The organism is Amycolatopsis sp. NPDC051061 (assembly GCF_040682935.1).
Classification (GTDB): Bacteria; Actinomycetota; Actinomycetes; order Mycobacteriales; family Pseudonocardiaceae; genus Amycolatopsis.
This window is the reverse complement of record NZ_JBFBBZ010000060.1, coordinates 35249-53084: the sequence shown is the minus strand read 5'-3', so window position 1 is coordinate 53084 and position 17836 is coordinate 35249. Positions and strand designations below refer to the sequence as shown.

Sequence of the window (17836 nt, the reverse complement as noted above, 5' to 3'; positions counted from 1 at the left end):
CTCTCCCCCCCCCCCCCCCATCCCCTCTCTGCCCCGCGGGGGCCGGGCGGATTCGGGGGCAGGGGGGGTGGTCCGCGGGGGGGGCCGCCAACCCCCCGCCTTTGCATCTGCCCGGAAGTCTCCGGCCGGGCCAGCTGCCTGCGCCCCAAGGTGGCCTTCGGTCCGGCTCAACGCACCCAAGGCGGCCTTCGGTGCGCTCAACGCACCCAAGGTGGCCTTCGGTGCGCTCAACGCAACCAAGGCCGCCTTGGGGCGCTTCAGCGCACCAGCTTCGCCAATGGCCGGGCCAGGTCACCCCGGGCACCCACCGCCACGCCGGACAGCCCCAGCCACTCCGCCATGTGCCGTAGCTCCGCCGCCAGCTCCGGGAGCACCCGGGCCACGTCCGCGCCCTCCTCCGCGAACGCTCCCTGGACTCGCAGCACCCCCGCCGCGCGGTCGGACTTCAGGTCCACCCGCGCCACCAGCGACCCGTCCAGCAGGAACGGGAACACGTAGTACCCGTACACCCGCTTCGGCTCCGGGACGTAGATCTCGATGCGGTAGCGGAAGCCGAACAGCCGCTCTGTGCGGGCGCGCTCCCAGATCAGCGGGTCGAACGGGCACAGCAGCGCCCGGCCGGTCACCGCGCGGGGCGTGCGCGCCTCGACGTGGCGGTACGCCGTCGCCTTCCAGCCGTGGACCGCCAGGGGCTCCAGGATTCCCGACTCCACCAGCTCCGACACCGCTTGGCGCGCCGGGGCCGGGCCCAGGCGGTAGTAGTCGCGCAAGTCCGTCTCCGTCGCCACGCCCAGTGCTCGTGCCGACCGCTCGATCAGGCCCCGCGCACCTTCCTCCGCGGACACCGACCGGGACAGGATCTCCGGCGGGACCACCCGCTCGGTGAGGTCGTAGAGCCGTTCGAACGAGCGGCGTGTGCCCGTGGTCAGCTGGCCGATGCCGAACAGGTACTCGCAGACGCGCTTGACCTCCGAGCGCTCCCACCACGAGCCCGGGCCGCGCCGCTGCGCGTCCGCCTCCACCTCGCGCTCGATGCCGCCCGCGCCGATCGGGCCCAGCTCCTTCACCACCGAGAGGATCTCCTCGACCAGTCCCGGCGACTTCTCGATCAGCGGCCCGTAGTGCTTCCACCAGCCGTCGCGCTTCGCTCCGGAACGGATCAGCGGCCAGTCCTCGACCGGGAGCAGGCTCGCCTCGTGCGCCCACGTCTCGACCAGCATCCGGGGCTGACGAGCCGAGTGCGCCCACGCCGCGTTGTCCAGCAGCGCGGGCTCGTACGCTCCCAGCCGCGAGAACACCGGCATGTAGTGCGCCCGGACCGCGACGTTCACCGAGTCCAGCTGCAGCAGCTGGACGCGCGAGAGCACGCGTTTCAGGTGCCGCCGGGACGGCTCGCCGGAGGGACGCGGGTCGCTGAAGCCCTGGGCGGCCAGGAAGGTCTTCCGGGCCGTCGTGACGCTGATCGTTTGCATGGTCCCGTCATGGTGCCACCCACCACCGACAAAAACGCGCACCGATACATTCAGCGGCATGAGCGACGCCGCCGTCCGCCCCGCCGACCTGTCCGACGCCGCGGAGATCGCCCGCATCCAGCGCGACACCTGGCACGCCGCCTACGAGGACCTGCTCGGCAAGAACGCCCTCGCCGAGCTGGACGCCGCCGACCTCGTCGGCACCTGGACCGAAACCATCGACCACCCGGGCAGCCAGGTCTACGTCGCCACCGAGGGCGAGTTCACCGTCGGGTTCTGCGTCGCGGGCCGCGCGCCCGAAGGCGAGGTCGCCGCCGCCGACGGCAGCCTGCCCGCGGACGCGGACGCCACCGGCCTGGTCGCCACCCTGCTCGTCGAGCCGCGGTGGGGCCGCCGCGGGCACGCCGGACGCCTACTCGCGACGGCCGCCGCGGGCCTGCGGGCCGACGGCGCCGGCCGCGGCATCGCCTGGGTCGCCCAGGGCGACCACGCCTCCCTCGGCTTCTACCGCCGGGCCGGCTGGAACCCCGACGGCACGGTCCGCACCCTCGACACCGGCGACCGCATGGTCCGCGAGGTCCGCCTCACCGGCACCCTCGACCTCGGGCTCGCCTGAGCCGGCGTCCCGGAAGATCACCCATCGCATCACGGCGTACATGAACACGCCCTCGCACGCGCCCGCGAGCACCCGTGACAGGTGGTATTCGACGCCCAGCGCCGTCAATCCCGCGCCCACACCCAGCAAAAACGCCGCGTAATTGACAGCGACAGCGCCGATGTAAAGCACCAGCTGCATTCCGACCGCGGCGTGGGAGTGGAAGTTGAACGTCCGGTTCAGCACGAAGCTCAATCCGAACGCGCAGATGTACGACAGCGTGATCGCGAGCCACACGGGCCAGCCGAGCGAGCCGTGGAAAACGGTCAACAGCCCCAGATCGACGCCGAACGTGAACCCGTTGATGAGACAGAAGCCGAGAAACGTCGGCGCCACGACCCGCGACAACCCCAGCGGAAGTATCCGCACGATCGTCCGGCAGAGGGCGCCGAATCGGTCGGCGGGCGTTCGGGAAAGGTCGGCGGCCACCCCGTCAGCGTGGCAAGGCAAGGTGACGGCCAGCCGACCGACAGGTGATCTTCTGGTGCGTCCCCCTACCGAATAGGGGGGTTAACCCCAGTGTTTCCAGGTTTCGAACTGATAACTTGAAAGAACACGAATGACGGCAGGAGGTGACACGATGAGCTGGATCCTGCTGACGCTGGGGGTCGCGTTCGGTTCGGCCATCGTGCCGCTCATCAACGCCGAAGTCTTCCTGATCGGGCTGTGCGCGAGCCAGCCCGGGCTGCACTGGCTGTGGCTCGGCGCGGCGGTGGCCGTCGGGCAGATCGCCGGGAAATCGCTGTACTTCCTGGCCGCGCGCGGCACGATCAAGCTGCCGAAGGCGCTGCACGACCGCCTCCACCGCGAGCGGCCGATGACGGCACGGCGCGTGCGCTGGGAACTCCGGACCAAGCGGCTGCGCGGCTGGGTCGACCGCCTGCGCGAGCGCTGCCACCGGCACCCGCACTGGATGGCGGGGACGTACGGAGTCAGCTCCCTGGTGGGCCTGCCGCCGTTCATGGCGACGAGCGTGCTGGCGGGTGTCGTGCGCATGCGGCTCGCGACGTTCCTGACCACGGGCCTGGCCGGAAGGTGGATCCGCTTCAGTTTGATAGCCGCTTCACCCGCGATGTTCGCGGGTTGGCTGCACCACTGAGCGGAACGCGCTCCACGCGGCACGCGAGACGGCGAGTTCGCCGAGGTGACGGGCTTTCGTGTCCCGCACACCAACGGTTTTGGCGAGCAGAACCTCGACACACTCGGCTTCGTTCGCGCTGTAGCTCGACTTTCGCCACGTGGACACGATGCCCCCTAACGCGCCGCCTCCCGAAGCAGGGCTTGCGAGGCGTCTTCGGATAAAGCCTTGCGGCTCAACAGCTTAACCAACTTCTGATACGGAGCGGTACCCGCCGAATCGTGGACAAAGCCGCTTGCGTGGTAGTGCTCGAGGAGCACGATCGAGGTCGCATCAGCGAAGTCGTACAAGGTGAACATGCCGATCTTGCCCGGGTAGTAGCCGATGTCCGCTGGCACGATACGCACTGAAATGTTAGATGTAACAGCTAAGGTGAGCAGATGGTCGAGCTGGTCGGACATGATGTCCGCGTCGCCGACCTCCTCGCGGATCGCCAGCTCCGAGACGATCACGTTGAGGCGAACGGGATCATGCCCGGTGAGAATCCGCTGCCGCTCCAAGCGAGCTACCAGCCGCGCGTCGACGTCCGCCACCTTGATGTCGGAAGCGGCCAGCAGCGCGCGGGCATAGTCGGGAGTCTGCAGCAACCCCGGGATGATCAGCGGCGACCAGTTGGTGATCAAGCTCGCCGAGCGCTCGCACTGCATCACCGCCGTGAGCGCCGCGGGCAGATCCGCGGGATTCGAATCCAGCCAGTTGGGATCCTTGGCGTGCTTGGCCAGGAACAGGATCCGTGTGACAGTCGCCTGGTCCGCCCGCAGGTACCCGAGGATGCGCGCGACCTCCTCCACCGGCGGCACCCGCATCCCGAGTTCCCACTGCGAAAGCAACCGCGGGTCGATCTCCAGTGCTCGCGCCAGTTCGCGCAAGCCGAATTTCCGCGCCTCGCGCACTTCGCGCAGCGACGCGGACAACGCCCGCAAACCCGGGGATGACGAAGTCGGTTTCATGCGGGCGATAGTACGAACGCCCGGCATTTCCCGAATGAACGACAACTGTCAGCGCATTGCCACACCGCCGGAATTCAGCGGTCGGCGGCCTCCAGCTCGACGGCCTTCTTCATCGTCTCGCGGGCCCGTCGCCGGTCACCCGCGATGTCGTACGCGTACGCCAGCTTGTACCAGGCACGCCAGTTCTCCTGGTCCGCCTCGACCTCCGCGCGGCGGTCCTGGAACCACGCGTCGGCCGCGTCGCGGTCCACGCGTCCCGAAGGGCGGCGCGGCAGGTCCGAGACGTCCGGGAGCGCGCCCTCCGCATCGAGCCGGCGGGACAGCCGCTGGATCTGCAGGCCGTTGCGCCAGGTCACCACCACGATCCAGACCCCCAGGATCGGCAGCAGCAGCACGCCGACGCCCAGCGCGACGCCCGCGCCGGTGCCGGACGCGAACAGCGCGAACGCCCGGTCGGCGAGCAGGACCAGGTAGACGACCAGCGCCGCCGTCATCAGCAGCGCGATGTTGCGAGCCTTCACAGGTCGAGCACGTTCTCCAGGCCGACCGTCAGGCCGGGGCGCGCCACCACCGTGCGCACGCCGAGCAGCACGCCCGGCATGAACGATGTCCGGTCGAGGGAGTCGTGGCGGATGGTCAGGGTCTCCCCCTCGCCGCCGAACAGGATCTCCTCGTGCGCCACGAGACCGGGCAACCGGACCGAGTGCACCCGGACCTCCTCGACCGAAGCGCCACGGGCGCCGTCCAGCTCGGCCGTCGTCGCGTCCGGGCCCGGCGTCACGCCCGCCTCGGCCCGCGCCGCGGCGATCATCCGCGCGGTGTGGGCGGCGGTGCCCGAAGGCGCGTCGGCCTTGCGGTTGTGGTGCAGCTCGATGATCTCGGCCGACGCGTAGAACTTGGCCGCCTGGGCCGCGAACCGCATCGCCAGAACCGCGCCGAGCGCGAAGTTCGGCGCGATCAACACCCCCAGCGACGGCTTCGGCTCCAGCAGCGCACGCAGCTCGACCAACCGCGATTCGCTGAAGCCCGTGGTGCCGACGACCGCGTGGATGTCGTGCTCCACCAGGTACTTCAGGTTGTCCATGACGGCGTCGGGGTGGGTGAAGTCGACGACGACCTCGGCCTCGGCCTCGGCCAGCGCCGAGAAATCGTCTCCGGCGTCGAGCGCCGCGACCACCTTCATGTCCGAAGCGCCTTCGACGGCGTTCACCACCGTCGCGCCCATCCGGCCGCGCGCGCCGAGCACACCGACGTTGATGGTCATGAAGCGATCACCTCGTGCAGGTCGTCCGGAAGCTCGTCGGCGTGAGCGTACGGCCCCACGACCGCCGCCGCCGAGACCCCGCCCGGCCGCGCGAACAAAGTGCGAGCGAGCGCACACACCTCGTCGGTGGTGACGGCGTCGATGCGGGCGATCGTGTCGTCGACGCCCAGGTAGTGGGCGTAGTTGAGCTCGCTCTTGCCGATCCGCGACATCCGCGACGACGTGTCTTCCAGGCCCAGCACGATCCCCCCGCGCAGCTGGCCCTTGGCGCGGGTCACTTCGGCGTCGGTCAGGCCGTCGACGCCGACCTTGTCCAGGATCTCGCGGATGACGCCGGCGACGTCGCCGAGCTTCTCCGGCTGGCAGCCCGCGTACACGGCCATGTGCCCGGTGTCGGCGTAGCTCGCGACCGACGAGTACACCTGGTAGGCCAGCCCGCGCTGCTCGCGGATCTCCTGGAACAGCCGTGAGGACATGCCGCCGCCGAGCGCCGCGTTGAGCACCGAGAGCGCGAAGCGGCGCTCGTCGTGACGCGACAGCGACCGGAGGCCGAGCATCACGTGCGCCTGCTCGGTGTCGTCGGTGTGCAGGGCCAGCTTCGGGACGGTCTTGATCCGGGCGCGGCCCTCGCGCGGCGCGACCGGCGTCGCCGAACCGGCGAGCTTGTCGCGCAACGCCTTGCGCACCAGGCGGAGCACCTGGCCGTGGTCGACGTTGCCGGCCACCGCGAGCACCATCCGCGGCAAGGTGTAGCGGCGCTTGTAGAAGCCGCGCAGCGCCGCCGGCGACATCTCGATGATCGACTTCTCGGTGCCCAGCACCGGGCGGCCCAGCGCGTGGTCGCCGAGGATCGCGCTCACGAACGTCTCGTGCAGCAGGTCTTCGGGGTCGTCGTCGCGCATCGAAATCTCTTCGAGGACGACGCTGCGTTCCATGTCCATGTCGCGGTCGGTGCAGAGCGCCTCGAACACGACGTCGGTGACCAGGTCCACGGCCAGCGGGAGGTCGGCGTCGAGCACCTGCGCGTAGTAGCAGGTGTGCTCCTTCGCCGTGAAGGCGTTGAACTCGCCGCCGACGGCGTCGATCTCCTCGGCGATCTGCGTGGCGTCACGGTTCTTCGTGCCCTTGAACAACAGGTGCTCGAGGTAGTGCGCGGCCCCGGCGACGGCGACCGGCTCGTCACGGGAGCCGATGCCGACCCACAGCCCGACCGTGGCCGAGCGGGACGCCGGGACGTGCTCGGTGATCACCCGCAGACCGCCGGGCAGGACGCTGCGCTTGACGACCGCACCGTCCGGAGTGGACTCGAGCGTGCGGGTGGTGCCGACGGGCTGCTCGTGCCCGGAAACCTGCCGTGCCATGGGTTCCTTACTCACGAATGCCGTGAAGGCCTCCTTACCGGCCACAAGAGCCGGTAAGGAGGCCTTCACGGACCAACAACGAGCTGTCTTGCTCAGGCGTCGGCCTTCTCGGCGTCGGCGGCGGGCGCGTCGGCCGGAGCGGCCTCGTCTTCCTTGACCACGATCAGGCTGATCTTGCCGCGGTTGTCGATGTCGGCGATCTCGACGCGGAGCTTGTCGCCCACGTTGACCACGTCTTCGACCTTGTTGATCCGCTTGCCGTTGCCCAGCTTGGAGATGTGCACCAGGCCGTCCTTGCCCGGCAGCAGCGAGACGAACGCGCCGAACGCGGCCGTCTTCACCACGGTGCCGAGGAAGCGCTCGCCGACCTTGGGCAGCTGCGGGTTGGCGATGGCGTTGATCAGGTCGATCGCCGCCTCCGCCGACGGGCCGTCGGCCGCGCCCACGTAGATCGTGCCGTCGTCCTCGATGGAGATGTCGGCACCGGTCTGCTCGGTGATCGAGTTGATCATCTTGCCCTTCGGGCCGATGACCTCGCCGATCTTGTCCACCGGGATCTTCACGCTGGTGACGCGCGGCGAGTACGGGCTCATCTCGTCCGGGCCGTCGATCGCCTCGGCGATGACTTCCAGGATGGTGAGGCGAGCGTCCTTCGCCTGCTTCAGCGCGGCGGCGAGCACCTCGGAGGGGATGCCGTCGAGCTTCGTGTCCAGCTGCAGGGCGGTGATGATGTCCTTGGTGCCGGCGACCTTGAAGTCCATGTCGCCCATGGCGTCCTCGGCACCGAGGATGTCGGTCAGCGCGACGTAGCGCGTCTCGCCGTCGACCTCGTCGGAGATGAGGCCCATCGCGATGCCCGCGACCGGCGCCTTCAGCGGCACGCCGGCGTTGTACAGGCCCATGGTGGACGCGCAGACCGAGCCCATCGAGGTCGAGCCGTTGGAGCCCAGGGCCTCGGAGACCTGGCGGATCGCGTACGGGAACTCGTCGCGCTTCGGCAGCACCGGCACCAGGGCGCGCTCGGCGAGCATGCCGTGGCCGATCTCGCGCCGCTTCGGCGAACCGACGCGGCCGGTCTCGCCGGTGGAGAACGGCGGGAAGTTGTAGTGGTGCATGTAGCGCTTGTGCGTCTCCGGGGACAGCGAGTCGATCTGCTGCTCCAGGCGAAGCATGTTCAGCGTGGTGACGCCCAGGATCTGGGTCTCGCCGCGCTCGAACAGCGCCGAACCGTGCGCCCGCGGGATCACGGCGACCTCGGCGGAAAGGGACCGGATGTCGGTGAGGCCACGGCCGTCCATGCGGATCTTGTCCGTGAGGACGCGCTTGCGCATGATCTTCTTGGACAGCGCCTTGAACGCGGCGCCGATCTCCTTCTCGCGGCCCTGGAAGGCTTCGCCCTCGCCGACGCCGACCTTCTCCAGGACGGCGGCCTTGACCTCGTCGGTCGCGGCGTCACGGGCCTGCTTGCCGGCGATCTGGAGCGCGTTCGCCAGGTCGTCGGTCGCGATCGCGGCGACGGCGTCGAAGGCGTCCTGCTGGTAGGCCAGGAAGACCGGGAACTCGCCGGTCGGCTTGGCGGACACGTCGGCCAGCTTTTGCTGGGCCTCGCACAGCACCTTGATGAACGGCTTGGCGGCCTCGAGACCCTCGGCGACCGAGACCTCGTCCGGCGCCTTGCCGCCGTCGGCGATCAGGTCGAGCGTGTTCTCGGTGCCTTCGGCCTCGACCATCATGATCGCGACGTCATCGCCGACGATGCGGCCGGCGACGACCATGTTGAAGGTGGCCTTCGCCAGCTGCGACCAGGTCGGGAACGCGACCCACTGGTCTTCGATCAGGGCGACGCGCACGCCGCCGACCGGGCCGGAGAACGGCAGGCCGGCGATCTGGGTCGACGCCGACGCGGCGTTGATCGCCAGCACGTCGTACGGGTCGTCCGGGTTGAGGCTCTGGACGGTGATGACGACCTGGATCTCGTTGCGGAGACCGTCGGTGAACGACGGGCGCAGCGGCCGGTCGATCAGGCGGCAGGTCAGGATCGCGTCGGTCGAGGGGCGGCCCTCGCGGCGGAAGAACGCGCCGGGGATGCGGCCGGCCGCGTACATGCGCTCCTCGACGTCCACCGTCAGGGGGAAGAAGTCGAAGTGGTCCTTCGGGTGCTTCGACGCGGTCGTCGCCGAGAGCAGCATGGTCTCTTCGTCGAGGTACGCGACGACGGCACCGGCGGCCTGCTTGGCCAGGCGGCCCGTCTCGAAACGAACGGTGCGGGTACCGAACTTGCCGTTGTCGATCACGGCTTCGGTCTCGTGCACGGTGACTCCGGTGGAGTCGGTCATAGATGCTTCTCCTCTTTGGTTCCTTCATTCGGCGCGAGTCTCCCACCCTGGGACCCGTTTCGCTTCAGGACGCTCGAGGAGTGATGCCGGTCTTCGATCGAAGCCCCCGGGACTCTTCCCGGAAGCCACTACCGAGGACCGGCGGACGGACCCTCGTGCGCGCTCGCGCCGTTCTGTGGTGGTAAACCGAGGGGGAGCAACCTGTGAGACGGCCACTCCCCCTCGGGTTCGAGCTATCGGCGCAGGCCGAGGCGCTGGATCAGCGCACGGTAACGCTCGATGTCCACCTTCATCACGTAGTTCAGCAGCCGGCGGCGACGGCCGACCAGCAGCAGGAGCCCGCGACGCGAGTGGTGGTCGTGCTTGTGAGCCTTGAGGTGCTCGGTGAGGCCGACGATCCGCTTGGTCAGCAGCGCGACCTGGGCCTCGGGGGATCCCGTGTCCGAGTCGTGCACGCCGTACTCGGCCAGGATCGACTTCTTGTCTTCGGTGGACAGCGCCACTTGTGTTGCTCCTCGAAATGATCAGTGCCGTGCGGCCCCGGGCGTGGATGCACGCCGGGAAGACGGTCACGGCCGCCACGGACTGCAGCCGGACCCGCTCGTGAGGTTACCAGTCACTTCGGCAGGCCTCCTGAGCAGGGCCTTCAGGCGCCGAGCCCGAACGCGCGGGCCACCCGGTAGCGGGTTCCGCCCGATCCGCGTTCGCTGGTCATCAACACCGCTTCGGTGGCTGTCCAGCTCCGGCTGCGGAAATCCGACAGGCTTTCCGTCCAACGCCCGGCGAGCCCCGGTTCTTCCCGGGGGAACCGCGCCAGCGTGAGGTGGGGCACGTACGGCCTCGCCTCGGCACCGGCGCCCGCGGCGAGCGCGAGCGGCGTCAGGTCTTCTCCGGCGGCAGTCAACCACAGCACCCCGGGGAACGTCGCGGCCTTTTCCAGCCGGACGTCGACCGCCGCCCGCCCGGCCAGCCGGTCCGCGAGCCAGGCGGCGCGGGCGCCGACGTCGTCCGGCCCGTAGTAGGCGAGCGTCACGTGCCAGCGCTCCGGCGGCTCCCAGCGCAGGCCGTCCCCGGGGTCTCCGAGAGCCTCGGCCACCGCTTCGACGACGTCGTCCGGCGGGACCAGCGCGCTGAACAGGACCGCCATCAGGCGCCGTTGCCCGCCCGGCGCAGCAGGTCGGCGATGGCCGGGAACTCGTCGTCGAGCCGCTTGGCGGCCTCGCCCAGGTCCTCGTCCTCGGCCACGTCGCGCAGGTAGGCGAGGACCTTCTGGTATTCGTTGACCACCGGGATGTTGTCGCGGCCGACGGTGGGCCGGGAGTCGCGGACGTCCTCCATCGCGGTCAGCATCGCGTCGCGGTTGCCCGCGGCGACCTCGGGCACCAGGATCTTGCGCTCGAGCATGATCATCCTGGCCAGCACGACCGGGTTGCCGATCTTCGCCCGCCGCCCGCTCATCACCTGGCTGAGCATGGGGGCGCTGATCCCGAGGACCTCGGCCAGGAACGCCTGCGAAACGTCGAACGCGACGACGAGCCGGCGCACCCGGTCACCGAGCGGCTCCCCGTACCACTCGCGCTGCAACGCGATGTTCCGCTGGACGATCTTGTGGTCCTCCACCAGTCCCGCTCCCCTACTGTGCCGTTCATTACCAATCCGACCGCAGTCACGGCGGAAACCCGCGCCTCGTGCGGATTGGCTGCGGACCGTATCCGCCTGCTTTCGGCCGGATTGGTAACCCCGCTCGCGCACACCGTCCGTGAGCATCTTGCCATCGCTGTCACGTGCGTGAACGCGAAATCCCTCAATCGCGCCCGGTCGAGGCGTCGGGGGGCACCTCCAGTGCCTTTCTCGTCTCGACGACGTCGTCGTCGATCTGCGTGACCAGGCCGGCCGAGTCGGCGAAGCGCACCTGGTCACGCAGCCGCGTCACGAAGTCGATCGCCACGTGCTGGCCGTAGAAGTCCTCGTCGACGTCGAGGACGAACGCCTCGACGGTCCGCTCGCGCCCGGAGAACGTCGGGTTGGTTCCCACCGAGACCGCGGCGCGCAGGCGGCGCGACGGGTCCGCCGAGCGGGTGAACCAGGCGCTGTAGACGCCGTCGGCCGGGACGGCGGCGAAGCGCGGCGTCGACAGGTTCGCCGTCGGGTAGCCGAGCTCGTGGCCCCGGCCGTCGCCGCGGACGACGATGCCTTCCAGGCGGTGCGGGCGGCCCAGCGCCTCCGCCGCGGCGAGGACGTCCCCCGCGTCGATGCACGACCGGACGTAGGTGCTCGAGAACGTGATCGCCGACTGGTCCTCTTCGGACAGTTCCTTGCCCTGCAGTTCGGCGCCGTACGCGGCGAAGCCGAACCGGCGGCCGAGCGTGCGCAGCAGCGCGACGTCGCCCGCGGCCTTGGCGCCGAAGGTGAAGTTGTCGCCGACGATCACCGCGGCCGCGTGCAGCCGGTCGACGAGCACCTCGTGCACGAACTCCTCCGGCTGCAGCCGGGACAGCTCCAAGGTGAACGGCAGCACGCAGAAGACGTCGATGCCGAGGCCTTCGACGATCTCCGCCTTGCGCCGCAACGTGGTCAGCTGCGCCGGGTGGCTCCCCGGGCGCAGCACCTCCGACGGGTGCGGGTCGAACGTCAGCATGACGCTCGGCAGCCCGCGTTCGGCCGCCGCGGCCACGGTCCGGCCGACCAGCTCCTGGTGTCCGCGGTGGACACCGTCGAACACGCCGATGGTGACCACGCACCGGCCCCAGCCGCCGGGAAGGTCCCCCAGCCCACGCCACCGCAGCACGTCGAACTCCCGTCTCTCACCCGCCACCCTAGGCGGGCAGCAACACGACCACTGCCCGGGACACGCCTTCTTCGTCGGCGGCCAGGGCGAGCACCCGGCCGTCGGGCCCGAAGAGGCCGTAGGTGCCTTCGACGCCGGCGGCCGGGATGCGCTGGCCGTGCCGGACCGCCTTCGCCGATGCCGCGTCGAGGTCGCGGCGGGGGAAGGCCGCGGCGACGGCGTCGTCGAGGTCCAGGCTCAGCTCGGGGGTCTCCTCGAGCTGGTCGAGGGTCCTCGCCTTGGCCAGGGTGAAGGGGCCGACCGTGGTACGTCGGAGCGCTTGGAGATGTCCGCCGACACCGAGGTCCGCGCCGAGGTCTCGGGCCAGCGCGCGGACGTAGGTGCCGGACGAGCACTCGACGACGGCGTCGACCTCGACGTGGTCTTCCTCGTGGCGGACGGCCAGGACGTCGAAGCGGTAGACGGTGACCGGGCGCGGCGGGAGGACGACGTCCTCGCCGGCGCGGACGCGGGCGTACGCGCGCTTGCCGTCGATCTTGACGGCGCTCACCGCGCTGGGCACCTGCTGGATGGCGCCGGTCAGCTTGGCGACGCCGGTCGCGATGGCGTCGTCTTCCACGGCCTTCGTGTCCGCGCTCGTGAGGACTTCGCCCTCGGCGTCGTCGGTCGTGGTGCTGCTGCCGAGGCTGAGGGTGGCCAGGTAGGTCTTGCGGTCCAGCGCGAGGTGGCCGAGCAGCTTGGTGGCGCGCTCGATGCCGAGCACCAGCACGCCGGTCGCCATCGGGTCGAGCGTGCCGGCGTGCCCGACCTTGCGGGTGCCCATGATCCGGCGGGCGCGGGCGACGACGTCGTGCGACGTCATGCCGGCGGGCTTGTCGACGATCACGAGACCGGGCGGCGGGGCGGGACGGCGGGGCGGTTTGGGGCTCGACACGCGGCCACCCTAGCGGCCGCCAGTCGTGGTTCGATCAGGTGCGCTCAGGCGGCGACGATCGGCGTCTCGGGTAAGGCGGCGTCCCAGCGGCGGCGGGTGATGCGCACCGGCAGCTCCTCGCCGCGGGCTTCGGCGAGGAACAGGTGGGCGCGCGTCCGGCGCCACCACACGAGCATCCGGGACGTGCCCAGCGCCAGGATCGCGACGATCGCCAGCAGCGACAGCCGGAAGCTCCCGCCGGTCCACTGCAGCAGCACGCCGACGGCGAGGGCCGCGATGGTCGTCGCGACGAAGCCGCCGACGTTGACCACGCCGGTCGCCGTGCCGACGCGGGACAGCGGGTTGTAGTCGCGAGCGAGCGCGAAGCCGATCATCGACGCCGGGCCGCCGAGGGCGAGGAAGGCGAACGCGGGCACCAGCAGCGCCACCGGCACCCGGCCGGGCCAGCTCAGCAGCACCGCCCAGATCAGCGCGGCCCCGCCGATGTACCCGCCGACCAGCGGCATCCGCAGCGACGGGTGCCGGCCGATCACGCCGCCCAGCAGCGGACCGCCGGCCATCGAGCCGAAGACGAACACGGTGAGCAGCGCGCTCGCGGTGGCCATCGACTGCCCCTGGCCCTGCACCAGCCAGGGCACGCCCCACAGCAGCGTCAGGGCGTTGGGGGCGAACATCGTGCTGAAGTGGACCCAGAAGCCCAGGCGCGTCCCCGGCGTCCGCCAGGCTTCGGCGACCTGGTGGGCGAGCTGGCGCGGCCGGACGGCTTCGCGGACGGACGGTCGCTCTCCGGCGGGGACGTCGCGGACCCGGAGCGTCACGACCACGGTGTAGAGGACGGTGACGGCGCCGGCCGCGAGAAAGGTCGGGGTCCAGCCGGCGCTGTCGAGCACCAGCGAGAGCGGGACGGTGGCGGCGAGGTTGCCGATGTAGCCGACGGCCGCGGTGAACGACGTCAGCAGCGCGTACTGGCGGCCCGGGAAGTGGGCCGCGACCAGGCGCAGCACGCTGACGAACGTGAGCGCGTCGCCGAGGCCGAGCACGCCGCGGGCGAGCAGGCCGAGGCCGTAGGTGTGGGCGACGCCGAGGAGGAGCTGGCCGGCGCCGAGCACCAGCACCGCGACGGTGAGGACGCGGCGGGGGCCGTAGCGGTCGACCAGGACGCCGGTCGGGATCTGCATCGCGGCGTAGACGCCCACCTGCAGCACGGTGAACGTCCCGAGCGCGGCCGCGCCGACGCCGAAGCGCTCGGCCGCCTGCAGCCCGGCGACGCCGAAGGAGGTGCGGTGGAAGACCGCGAGGAGGTAGACGGTGACGGCGGCGAGCCAGATGAGCCAGGACCGGGCGGTGGCGCGGCCGGTGGCGGGCGGCACAAGGTCCTCCAGGGAATAGGCGTTCGGATCGTGCGGACGCCTGCGCTGCCGTCCTTACTACTTGTAGCGCCTAAGCAACGACGAAACATAGCTGTTATCCCGGTGGCGTTCACCACATGGTTGTATCTGAATGTTCTTCACATTCGGGGGTGGTTTCGTGACCGGTCTGCACGGGTCGCACGCGGTGATCACGGGCGGGTCCAGCGGCATCGGCCTGGCGACGGCGGCCGCGCTGGCCGCGCGCGGCGCGTCCGTCTCGCTGGTGGCGCGGGACGAATCGCGGCTGCGGAAGGCTTCGGTGTCACTGAAGTCACGCGGTGCTTCGGTGCGGACCGCCGTCGCCGACGTCTCGTCGCAGGCCGAGGTGGAGGAGGCGTTCGGCTTCGGCGGGGCCGTGCGACGTGCTGGTGACCTGCGCGGGCCAGGCGCGGCCGGGCGAATTCCTGGAGCTGGACGACGAGGTCTTCCGGCGGATGGTGGAGGTCGACTACTTCGGGACGCTGCACGCGGTGCGGGCGGTGGCGCCGTCGATGGTCCGGCGGCGGAGCGGGTCGATCGTCGCGATCTCGTCGGCGGCCGCGGTGCTGGGGATCTACGGGTTCACGGCGTAGGCGCCGGCGAAGTTCGCGGTGCGGGGGCTGATGGAGGCCCTGCGGGACGAGCTGAACCCGGCCGGGGTGCACGTCGCGTGCGTCTACCCGCCGGACGTCGACACCCCGCAGCTGGCGGAGGAGAACCGCTGGAAGCCGGCGGAGACGGCGGCGATCAGCGGGACGATCCGCCCGATGGCGGCCGAGGCCGTCGCGTCGGCGATCGTCCGGGCGGTGGAGCGGGAGCGGTACGCGGTGTACCCGGACCGGTCGGTGGCACTGCTGGCGGCGCTGGGCCCGCTGGCGGCCCCGTTCCTGCGTCGGATGGTGGACCGCCGGGTCCGCCACGCCCGCCGAGCCCGTGCGTGAAGCCGTAACTCGCGTGTCTGGAGCCGTAACTCGCGTGATTGAGCCCGTAACTCGCGAGTTACGGCTCTGATCACGCGAGTTACGGGGTTCAAGCGGGGCGGATCGCGCCGGTTACCGCCCAGTTGCCGGAGCGCCAGCGGACCAGCACCGCCGCCAGGCGGAGGACCATGAACAGCGAGAGCCCGGTCCAGATGCCCGTCAGGCCCCAGCCGAAGCCCAGTGACGCCCAGATCAGCGGCAGGAAACCCAGCGCCGCGCTGCCGAGGGTCGCGTTGCGGAGGAACGCCGCGTCACCCGCTCCCAGCAGGACGCCGTCCAGCGCGAACACCACCCCCGCGATCGGCTGCAGCGCCACGAAGAACCACCACGCGTGCGGGATCTCCGCCAGCACCCCCGGGTCGGACGTGAACGCGTGCGGCAGCACCCACGACAGCGCCGCGAACAGCACGCACAGGAAGCACCCCAGCAGCAGCCCGTACCCGGTGATCTGCGCCGCCACCCCGCGCGCCTGCCGCGCCGCGTTCGCCCCCAGCGCCGCCCCGACCAGGGACTGCGCCGCGATCGCCACCGAGTCCAGCACCAGCGCCAGGAACGTCCACAGCTGCAGGACGACCTGGTGCGCGCCCACCGCCTCGGTCGACGTCCGGGCCGCGACGGCCGCCGCCGAGACGAAGCACGCCTGGAACGCCAGGCTGCGCAGCACCAGGTCGCGGCCGAGGCCGAGCTGCGCGCGCATCACCTTGAAGTCCGGCCGCAGGCCGACCTTCTCGCGCACCAGCGCGACGATGAACAGCGCCGCCGAGATCACCTGCGCGACGACGTTCGCGATCGCCGAGCCCTCCAGCCCCATCCCGGCCCAATAAACCAGCACCGGGCAGAGCACGGCCGAGATCCCGTTGCCCGCCAGGACGTACCGCAACGGCTTCGCGGAGTCCTGCACCCCGCGCATCCAGCCGTTGCCGGCCATGGTGACCAGGATCAGCGGCGCCCCGAACAGCGCGATCCGCACCCACGACACCGCCGCGCCCGCGACCTCGTCACTGCCGGAGAGCACCCGCGCGATCGGCCAGGCCAGCAGCTGCCCGGCGACCAGCACGAAGAGCCCGACGAACACCGCGAGCCACGTCGCCTGCACGCCCTCGCGGACCGCGTCGGCCCGGCGGCCGGCGCCGTGCAGGCGGGCGGTGCGCGACGTCGTGCCGTACGACAGGAACGTCAGCTGGCTCGACACCTGGGCCAGCACGACGCCGCCGAGCGCGAGCCCGGCCAGCGGCAGCGCGCCGAGGTGGCCGACCACCGCGGTGTCGACCAGCACGTACAACGGCTCGGCGGCCAGCACCCCCAGCGCGGGCACGGCCAGGCCGAGCACGCGCTTCGCCGGGATCCGCTCCGCTTCCTCCACGTTCACCACGAACCGGACTCTAACCGCCGGCACCGACAATCCTGGCCGGTGGGAGCTCCCCCGCCGCCGGTCAGGGCCCCGGCAAAGCCACGCCGGATGTCATGAACGACTCGTTCATGACGCCGGACGACAGGAAAGAGTCGTTCATGACATCGCCGGCTCCCCACGCCGAGGCGACCCCGGCAAAAACCGCGCGCCCCTACAGCAGCGGCGCCCGCTCCAGCGCCGCCCGCAACCCGGCCAGGACCTCCTCGGCGGTGCCCGCGATCGTGCAGCCGGCGGCCTGCCGGTGCCCGCCGCCGCCGAACTCCGCCGCCACCACCGAGACGTCGATCCCGATGGAGCGCAACGAGATCTGCCACTGCGCCGGGTTCGCCAAATCCTGTTTCAGCACCGCCGCGACGGCCGCCTCGCGCACCGAGCGGATGACGTCGATCACCGACTCGACCTCTTCGCCGCGCACCGTCCGCGCCGCGTCGACGCGGACCACCGCGTGCACGAAACCCCGGCCCCGCGCGACTTCCGGCTCCAGCTCGGCCTCGCGCAGCACGGCCGACAACATCGGCAGCCACGTGAACGGCCGCTCGTCGACGATCTTCCGCACGACGAGCTCGGCGTCGACGCCCGCCTCCAGCAGCCGCGCCGCCATCCGGTGCGTCTCCGGGCTCGCGCGGCGGAACCCGCTGGTGTCGGTGACGATCCCGGCGTAGATCCCGCGTGCGATCGGCTCGTCGAGCTCGACGTCCATCGCGTCCAGGATCCGGAACACGAGGATCGCGCTGGCCTCGGCGGACTCGTCGACGACGTTGCAGCCGCCGTAGAACGTGTTGGTCGCGTGGTGGTCGATCACGAGCACCGAGCCGGCGAGCTCGACGCGCCCGGCGAGCCGGCCCAGCCGCTTCGGCACCGGCGTGTCGACGCAGACCAGGAGCGCCTCGGTGTCGGGCAGGTCGTCCGGGTGGGTCAGCAGGCCGTCCTCGTCGAGCCACCGCAGGGTCTCCGGCGCCTCGTCGGGCTCGCCGAAGGAGACCCGCACCTTCGCGCCGCGCTGGCGCAACGCCCGGCCGAGGGCGAGCGCGCTGCCGAGAGCGTCCGCGTCCGGGCGGACGTGGCCGAGCACCGTCACGTCGGTGGCCGACGCGAGCAACGCGGCCGCGTCCCGGATGTCCTGCGCCGAAGTAGGGGTCACGGTGCGTCACGCTACGCT

The 17836-nt window shown here is 71.0% G+C and carries 17 protein-coding genes and 3 pseudogenes; 4 read left to right on the top strand and 16 right to left on the bottom strand.

Annotated elements, in window-relative coordinates; all coding sequences use genetic code 11:
• Positions 1 to 257 precede the first annotated feature (257 nt).
• Entirely contained in the window at positions 258 to 1472 is a 1215-nt protein-coding gene (locus AB0N03_RS45270; protein WP_364386422.1) for a crosslink repair DNA glycosylase YcaQ family protein, read from the bottom strand.
• A 58-nt stretch (positions 1473 to 1530) separates the two neighbouring features.
• Between AB0N03_RS45270 and AB0N03_RS45265 the strand changes: the two genes are divergently transcribed.
• Positions 1531 to 2088: a GNAT family N-acetyltransferase gene (locus tag AB0N03_RS45265; protein ID WP_364386420.1), complete on the top strand. Its 558-nt coding sequence runs from the start codon at positions 1531 to 1533 to the stop codon at positions 2086 to 2088.
• 72 nt (positions 2089 to 2160) lie between these two features.
• Here AB0N03_RS45265 and AB0N03_RS45260 read toward each other — a convergent pair.
• A pseudogene (locus tag AB0N03_RS45260) lies at positions 2161 to 2463 on the bottom strand (GtrA family protein); the annotation flags it as partial.
• 244 nt (positions 2464 to 2707) lie between these two features.
• Here AB0N03_RS45260 and AB0N03_RS45255 point away from each other — a divergent pair.
• The gene (locus AB0N03_RS45255; RefSeq protein ID WP_364386418.1) at positions 2708 to 3226 is read left to right on the top strand and encodes a hypothetical protein; all 519 of its coding nucleotides are present in this window, start codon (positions 2708 to 2710) and stop codon (positions 3224 to 3226) included.
• Here the strand turns inward: AB0N03_RS45255 and AB0N03_RS45250 are convergent.
• The 12 genes from AB0N03_RS45250 to AB0N03_RS45195 form a co-directional block, all read right to left on the bottom strand.
• Positions 3191 to 3373 carry a DUF397 domain-containing protein gene (locus AB0N03_RS45250; protein ID WP_364386416.1) on the bottom strand — a complete coding sequence of 61 codons (183 nt, stop codon included), beginning with the start codon at positions 3371 to 3373 and terminating at the stop codon, positions 3191 to 3193. The genes AB0N03_RS45255 and AB0N03_RS45250 overlap by 36 nt on opposite strands.
• 8 nt (positions 3374 to 3381) lie before the next feature.
• On the bottom strand, positions 3382 to 4215 hold the full coding sequence (locus AB0N03_RS45245) for a Scr1 family TA system antitoxin-like transcriptional regulator (RefSeq protein ID WP_364386414.1): 834 nt from the start codon (positions 4213 to 4215) through the stop codon (positions 3382 to 3384).
• A 74-nt stretch (positions 4216 to 4289) separates the two neighbouring features.
• The gene (locus AB0N03_RS45240; protein ID WP_364386412.1) at positions 4290 to 4736 is read right to left on the bottom strand and encodes a tetratricopeptide repeat protein; all 447 of its coding nucleotides are present in this window, start codon (positions 4734 to 4736) and stop codon (positions 4290 to 4292) included.
• Positions 4733 to 5479, bottom strand: coding sequence for a 4-hydroxy-tetrahydrodipicolinate reductase (gene dapB / locus AB0N03_RS45235; protein WP_364386410.1), 747 nt, complete (start codon positions 5477 to 5479; stop codon positions 4733 to 4735). The genes AB0N03_RS45240 and dapB overlap by 4 nt, the downstream gene beginning before the upstream one ends.
• Entirely contained in the window at positions 5476 to 6840 is a 1365-nt protein-coding gene (locus AB0N03_RS45230; protein WP_364386408.1) for a pitrilysin family protein, read from the bottom strand. The genes dapB and AB0N03_RS45230 overlap by 4 nt, the downstream gene beginning before the upstream one ends.
• A gap of 92 nt (positions 6841 to 6932) precedes the next feature.
• The gene (locus AB0N03_RS45225; protein WP_364386406.1) at positions 6933 to 9176 is read right to left on the bottom strand and encodes a polyribonucleotide nucleotidyltransferase; all 2244 of its coding nucleotides are present in this window, start codon (positions 9174 to 9176) and stop codon (positions 6933 to 6935) included.
• A 233-nt stretch (positions 9177 to 9409) separates the two neighbouring features.
• Complete coding sequence (rpsO, locus tag AB0N03_RS45220; RefSeq protein ID WP_155545968.1) at positions 9410 to 9679, bottom strand: 30S ribosomal protein S15; 270 nt, start codon at positions 9677 to 9679, stop codon at positions 9410 to 9412.
• Positions 9680 to 9822: 143 nt separating this feature from the next.
• Positions 9823 to 10323 carry a 2'-5' RNA ligase family protein gene (locus AB0N03_RS45215; RefSeq protein WP_364386404.1) on the bottom strand — a complete coding sequence of 167 codons (501 nt, stop codon included), beginning with the start codon at positions 10321 to 10323 and terminating at the stop codon, positions 9823 to 9825.
• Entirely contained in the window at positions 10323 to 10796 is a 474-nt protein-coding gene (locus tag AB0N03_RS45210) for a helix-turn-helix transcriptional regulator (protein ID WP_364386402.1), read from the bottom strand. Before AB0N03_RS45210 ends, AB0N03_RS45215 begins: the two co-directional genes overlap by 1 nt.
• 184 nt (positions 10797 to 10980) lie before the next feature.
• On the bottom strand, positions 10981 to 11964 hold the full coding sequence (locus AB0N03_RS45205; protein WP_364386400.1) for a bifunctional riboflavin kinase/FAD synthetase: 984 nt from the start codon (positions 11962 to 11964) through the stop codon (positions 10981 to 10983).
• 28 nt (positions 11965 to 11992) lie between these two features.
• On the bottom strand, positions 11993 to 12898 hold the full coding sequence (truB, locus tag AB0N03_RS45200) for a tRNA pseudouridine(55) synthase TruB (protein WP_364386398.1): 906 nt from the start codon (positions 12896 to 12898) through the stop codon (positions 11993 to 11995).
• 44 nt (positions 12899 to 12942) lie between these two features.
• Entirely contained in the window at positions 12943 to 14268 is a 1326-nt protein-coding gene (locus AB0N03_RS45195; RefSeq protein ID WP_364386396.1) for an MFS transporter, read from the bottom strand.
• Positions 14269 to 14398: 130 nt separating this feature from the next.
• On the opposite strand from AB0N03_RS45195, the pseudogene AB0N03_RS45190 reads away from it, so the two are divergent.
• Positions 14399 to 14638, top strand: a pseudogene (locus AB0N03_RS45190) (SDR family NAD(P)-dependent oxidoreductase); the annotation flags it as partial.
• Positions 14586 to 15227, top strand: a pseudogene (locus AB0N03_RS45185) (SDR family NAD(P)-dependent oxidoreductase). The pseudogenes AB0N03_RS45190 and AB0N03_RS45185, both read left to right, overlap by 53 nt.
• Before the next feature lie 88 nt (positions 15228 to 15315).
• On the opposite strand, the gene AB0N03_RS45180 reads toward AB0N03_RS45185, so the two are convergent.
• Both AB0N03_RS45180 and AB0N03_RS45175 read right to left on the bottom strand, forming a co-directional pair.
• Positions 15316 to 16635 (bottom strand): MATE family efflux transporter, encoded by a 1320-nt coding sequence (locus AB0N03_RS45180; RefSeq protein WP_364386432.1) that lies wholly within the window; start codon positions 16633 to 16635, stop codon positions 15316 to 15318.
• A gap of 193 nt (positions 16636 to 16828) precedes the next feature.
• Positions 16829 to 17818: a bifunctional oligoribonuclease/PAP phosphatase NrnA gene (locus AB0N03_RS45175; protein ID WP_364386394.1), complete on the bottom strand. Its 990-nt coding sequence runs from the start codon at positions 17816 to 17818 to the stop codon at positions 16829 to 16831.
• Between the last annotated feature and the right edge of the window lie 18 nt (positions 17819 to 17836).

What these genes read in the sequence shown, in the direction of transcription:
- AB0N03_RS45270 (WP_364386422.1), bottom strand. Translation starts at nt 1,472, where the DNA reads ATGCAAACGATCAGCGTCACGACGGCCCGGAAGACCTTCCTGGCCGCC.
- AB0N03_RS45265 (WP_364386420.1), top strand. Translation starts at nt 1,531, where the DNA reads ATGAGCGACGCCGCCGTCCGCCCCGCCGACCTGTCCGACGCCGCGGAG.
- AB0N03_RS45255 (WP_364386418.1), top strand. Translation starts at nt 2,708, where the DNA reads ATGAGCTGGATCCTGCTGACGCTGGGGGTCGCGTTCGGTTCGGCCATC.
- AB0N03_RS45245 (WP_364386414.1), bottom strand. Translation starts at nt 4,215, where the DNA reads ATGAAACCGACTTCGTCATCCCCGGGTTTGCGGGCGTTGTCCGCGTCG.
- dapB (WP_364386410.1), bottom strand. Translation starts at nt 5,479, where the DNA reads ATGACCATCAACGTCGGTGTGCTCGGCGCGCGCGGCCGGATGGGCGCG.
- AB0N03_RS45230 (WP_364386408.1), bottom strand. Translation starts at nt 6,840, where the DNA reads ATGGCACGGCAGGTTTCCGGGCACGAGCAGCCCGTCGGCACCACCCGC.
- AB0N03_RS45225 (WP_364386406.1), bottom strand. Translation starts at nt 9,176, where the DNA reads ATGACCGACTCCACCGGAGTCACCGTGCACGAGACCGAAGCCGTGATC.
- AB0N03_RS45215 (WP_364386404.1), bottom strand. Translation starts at nt 10,323, where the DNA reads ATGGCGGTCCTGTTCAGCGCGCTGGTCCCGCCGGACGACGTCGTCGAA.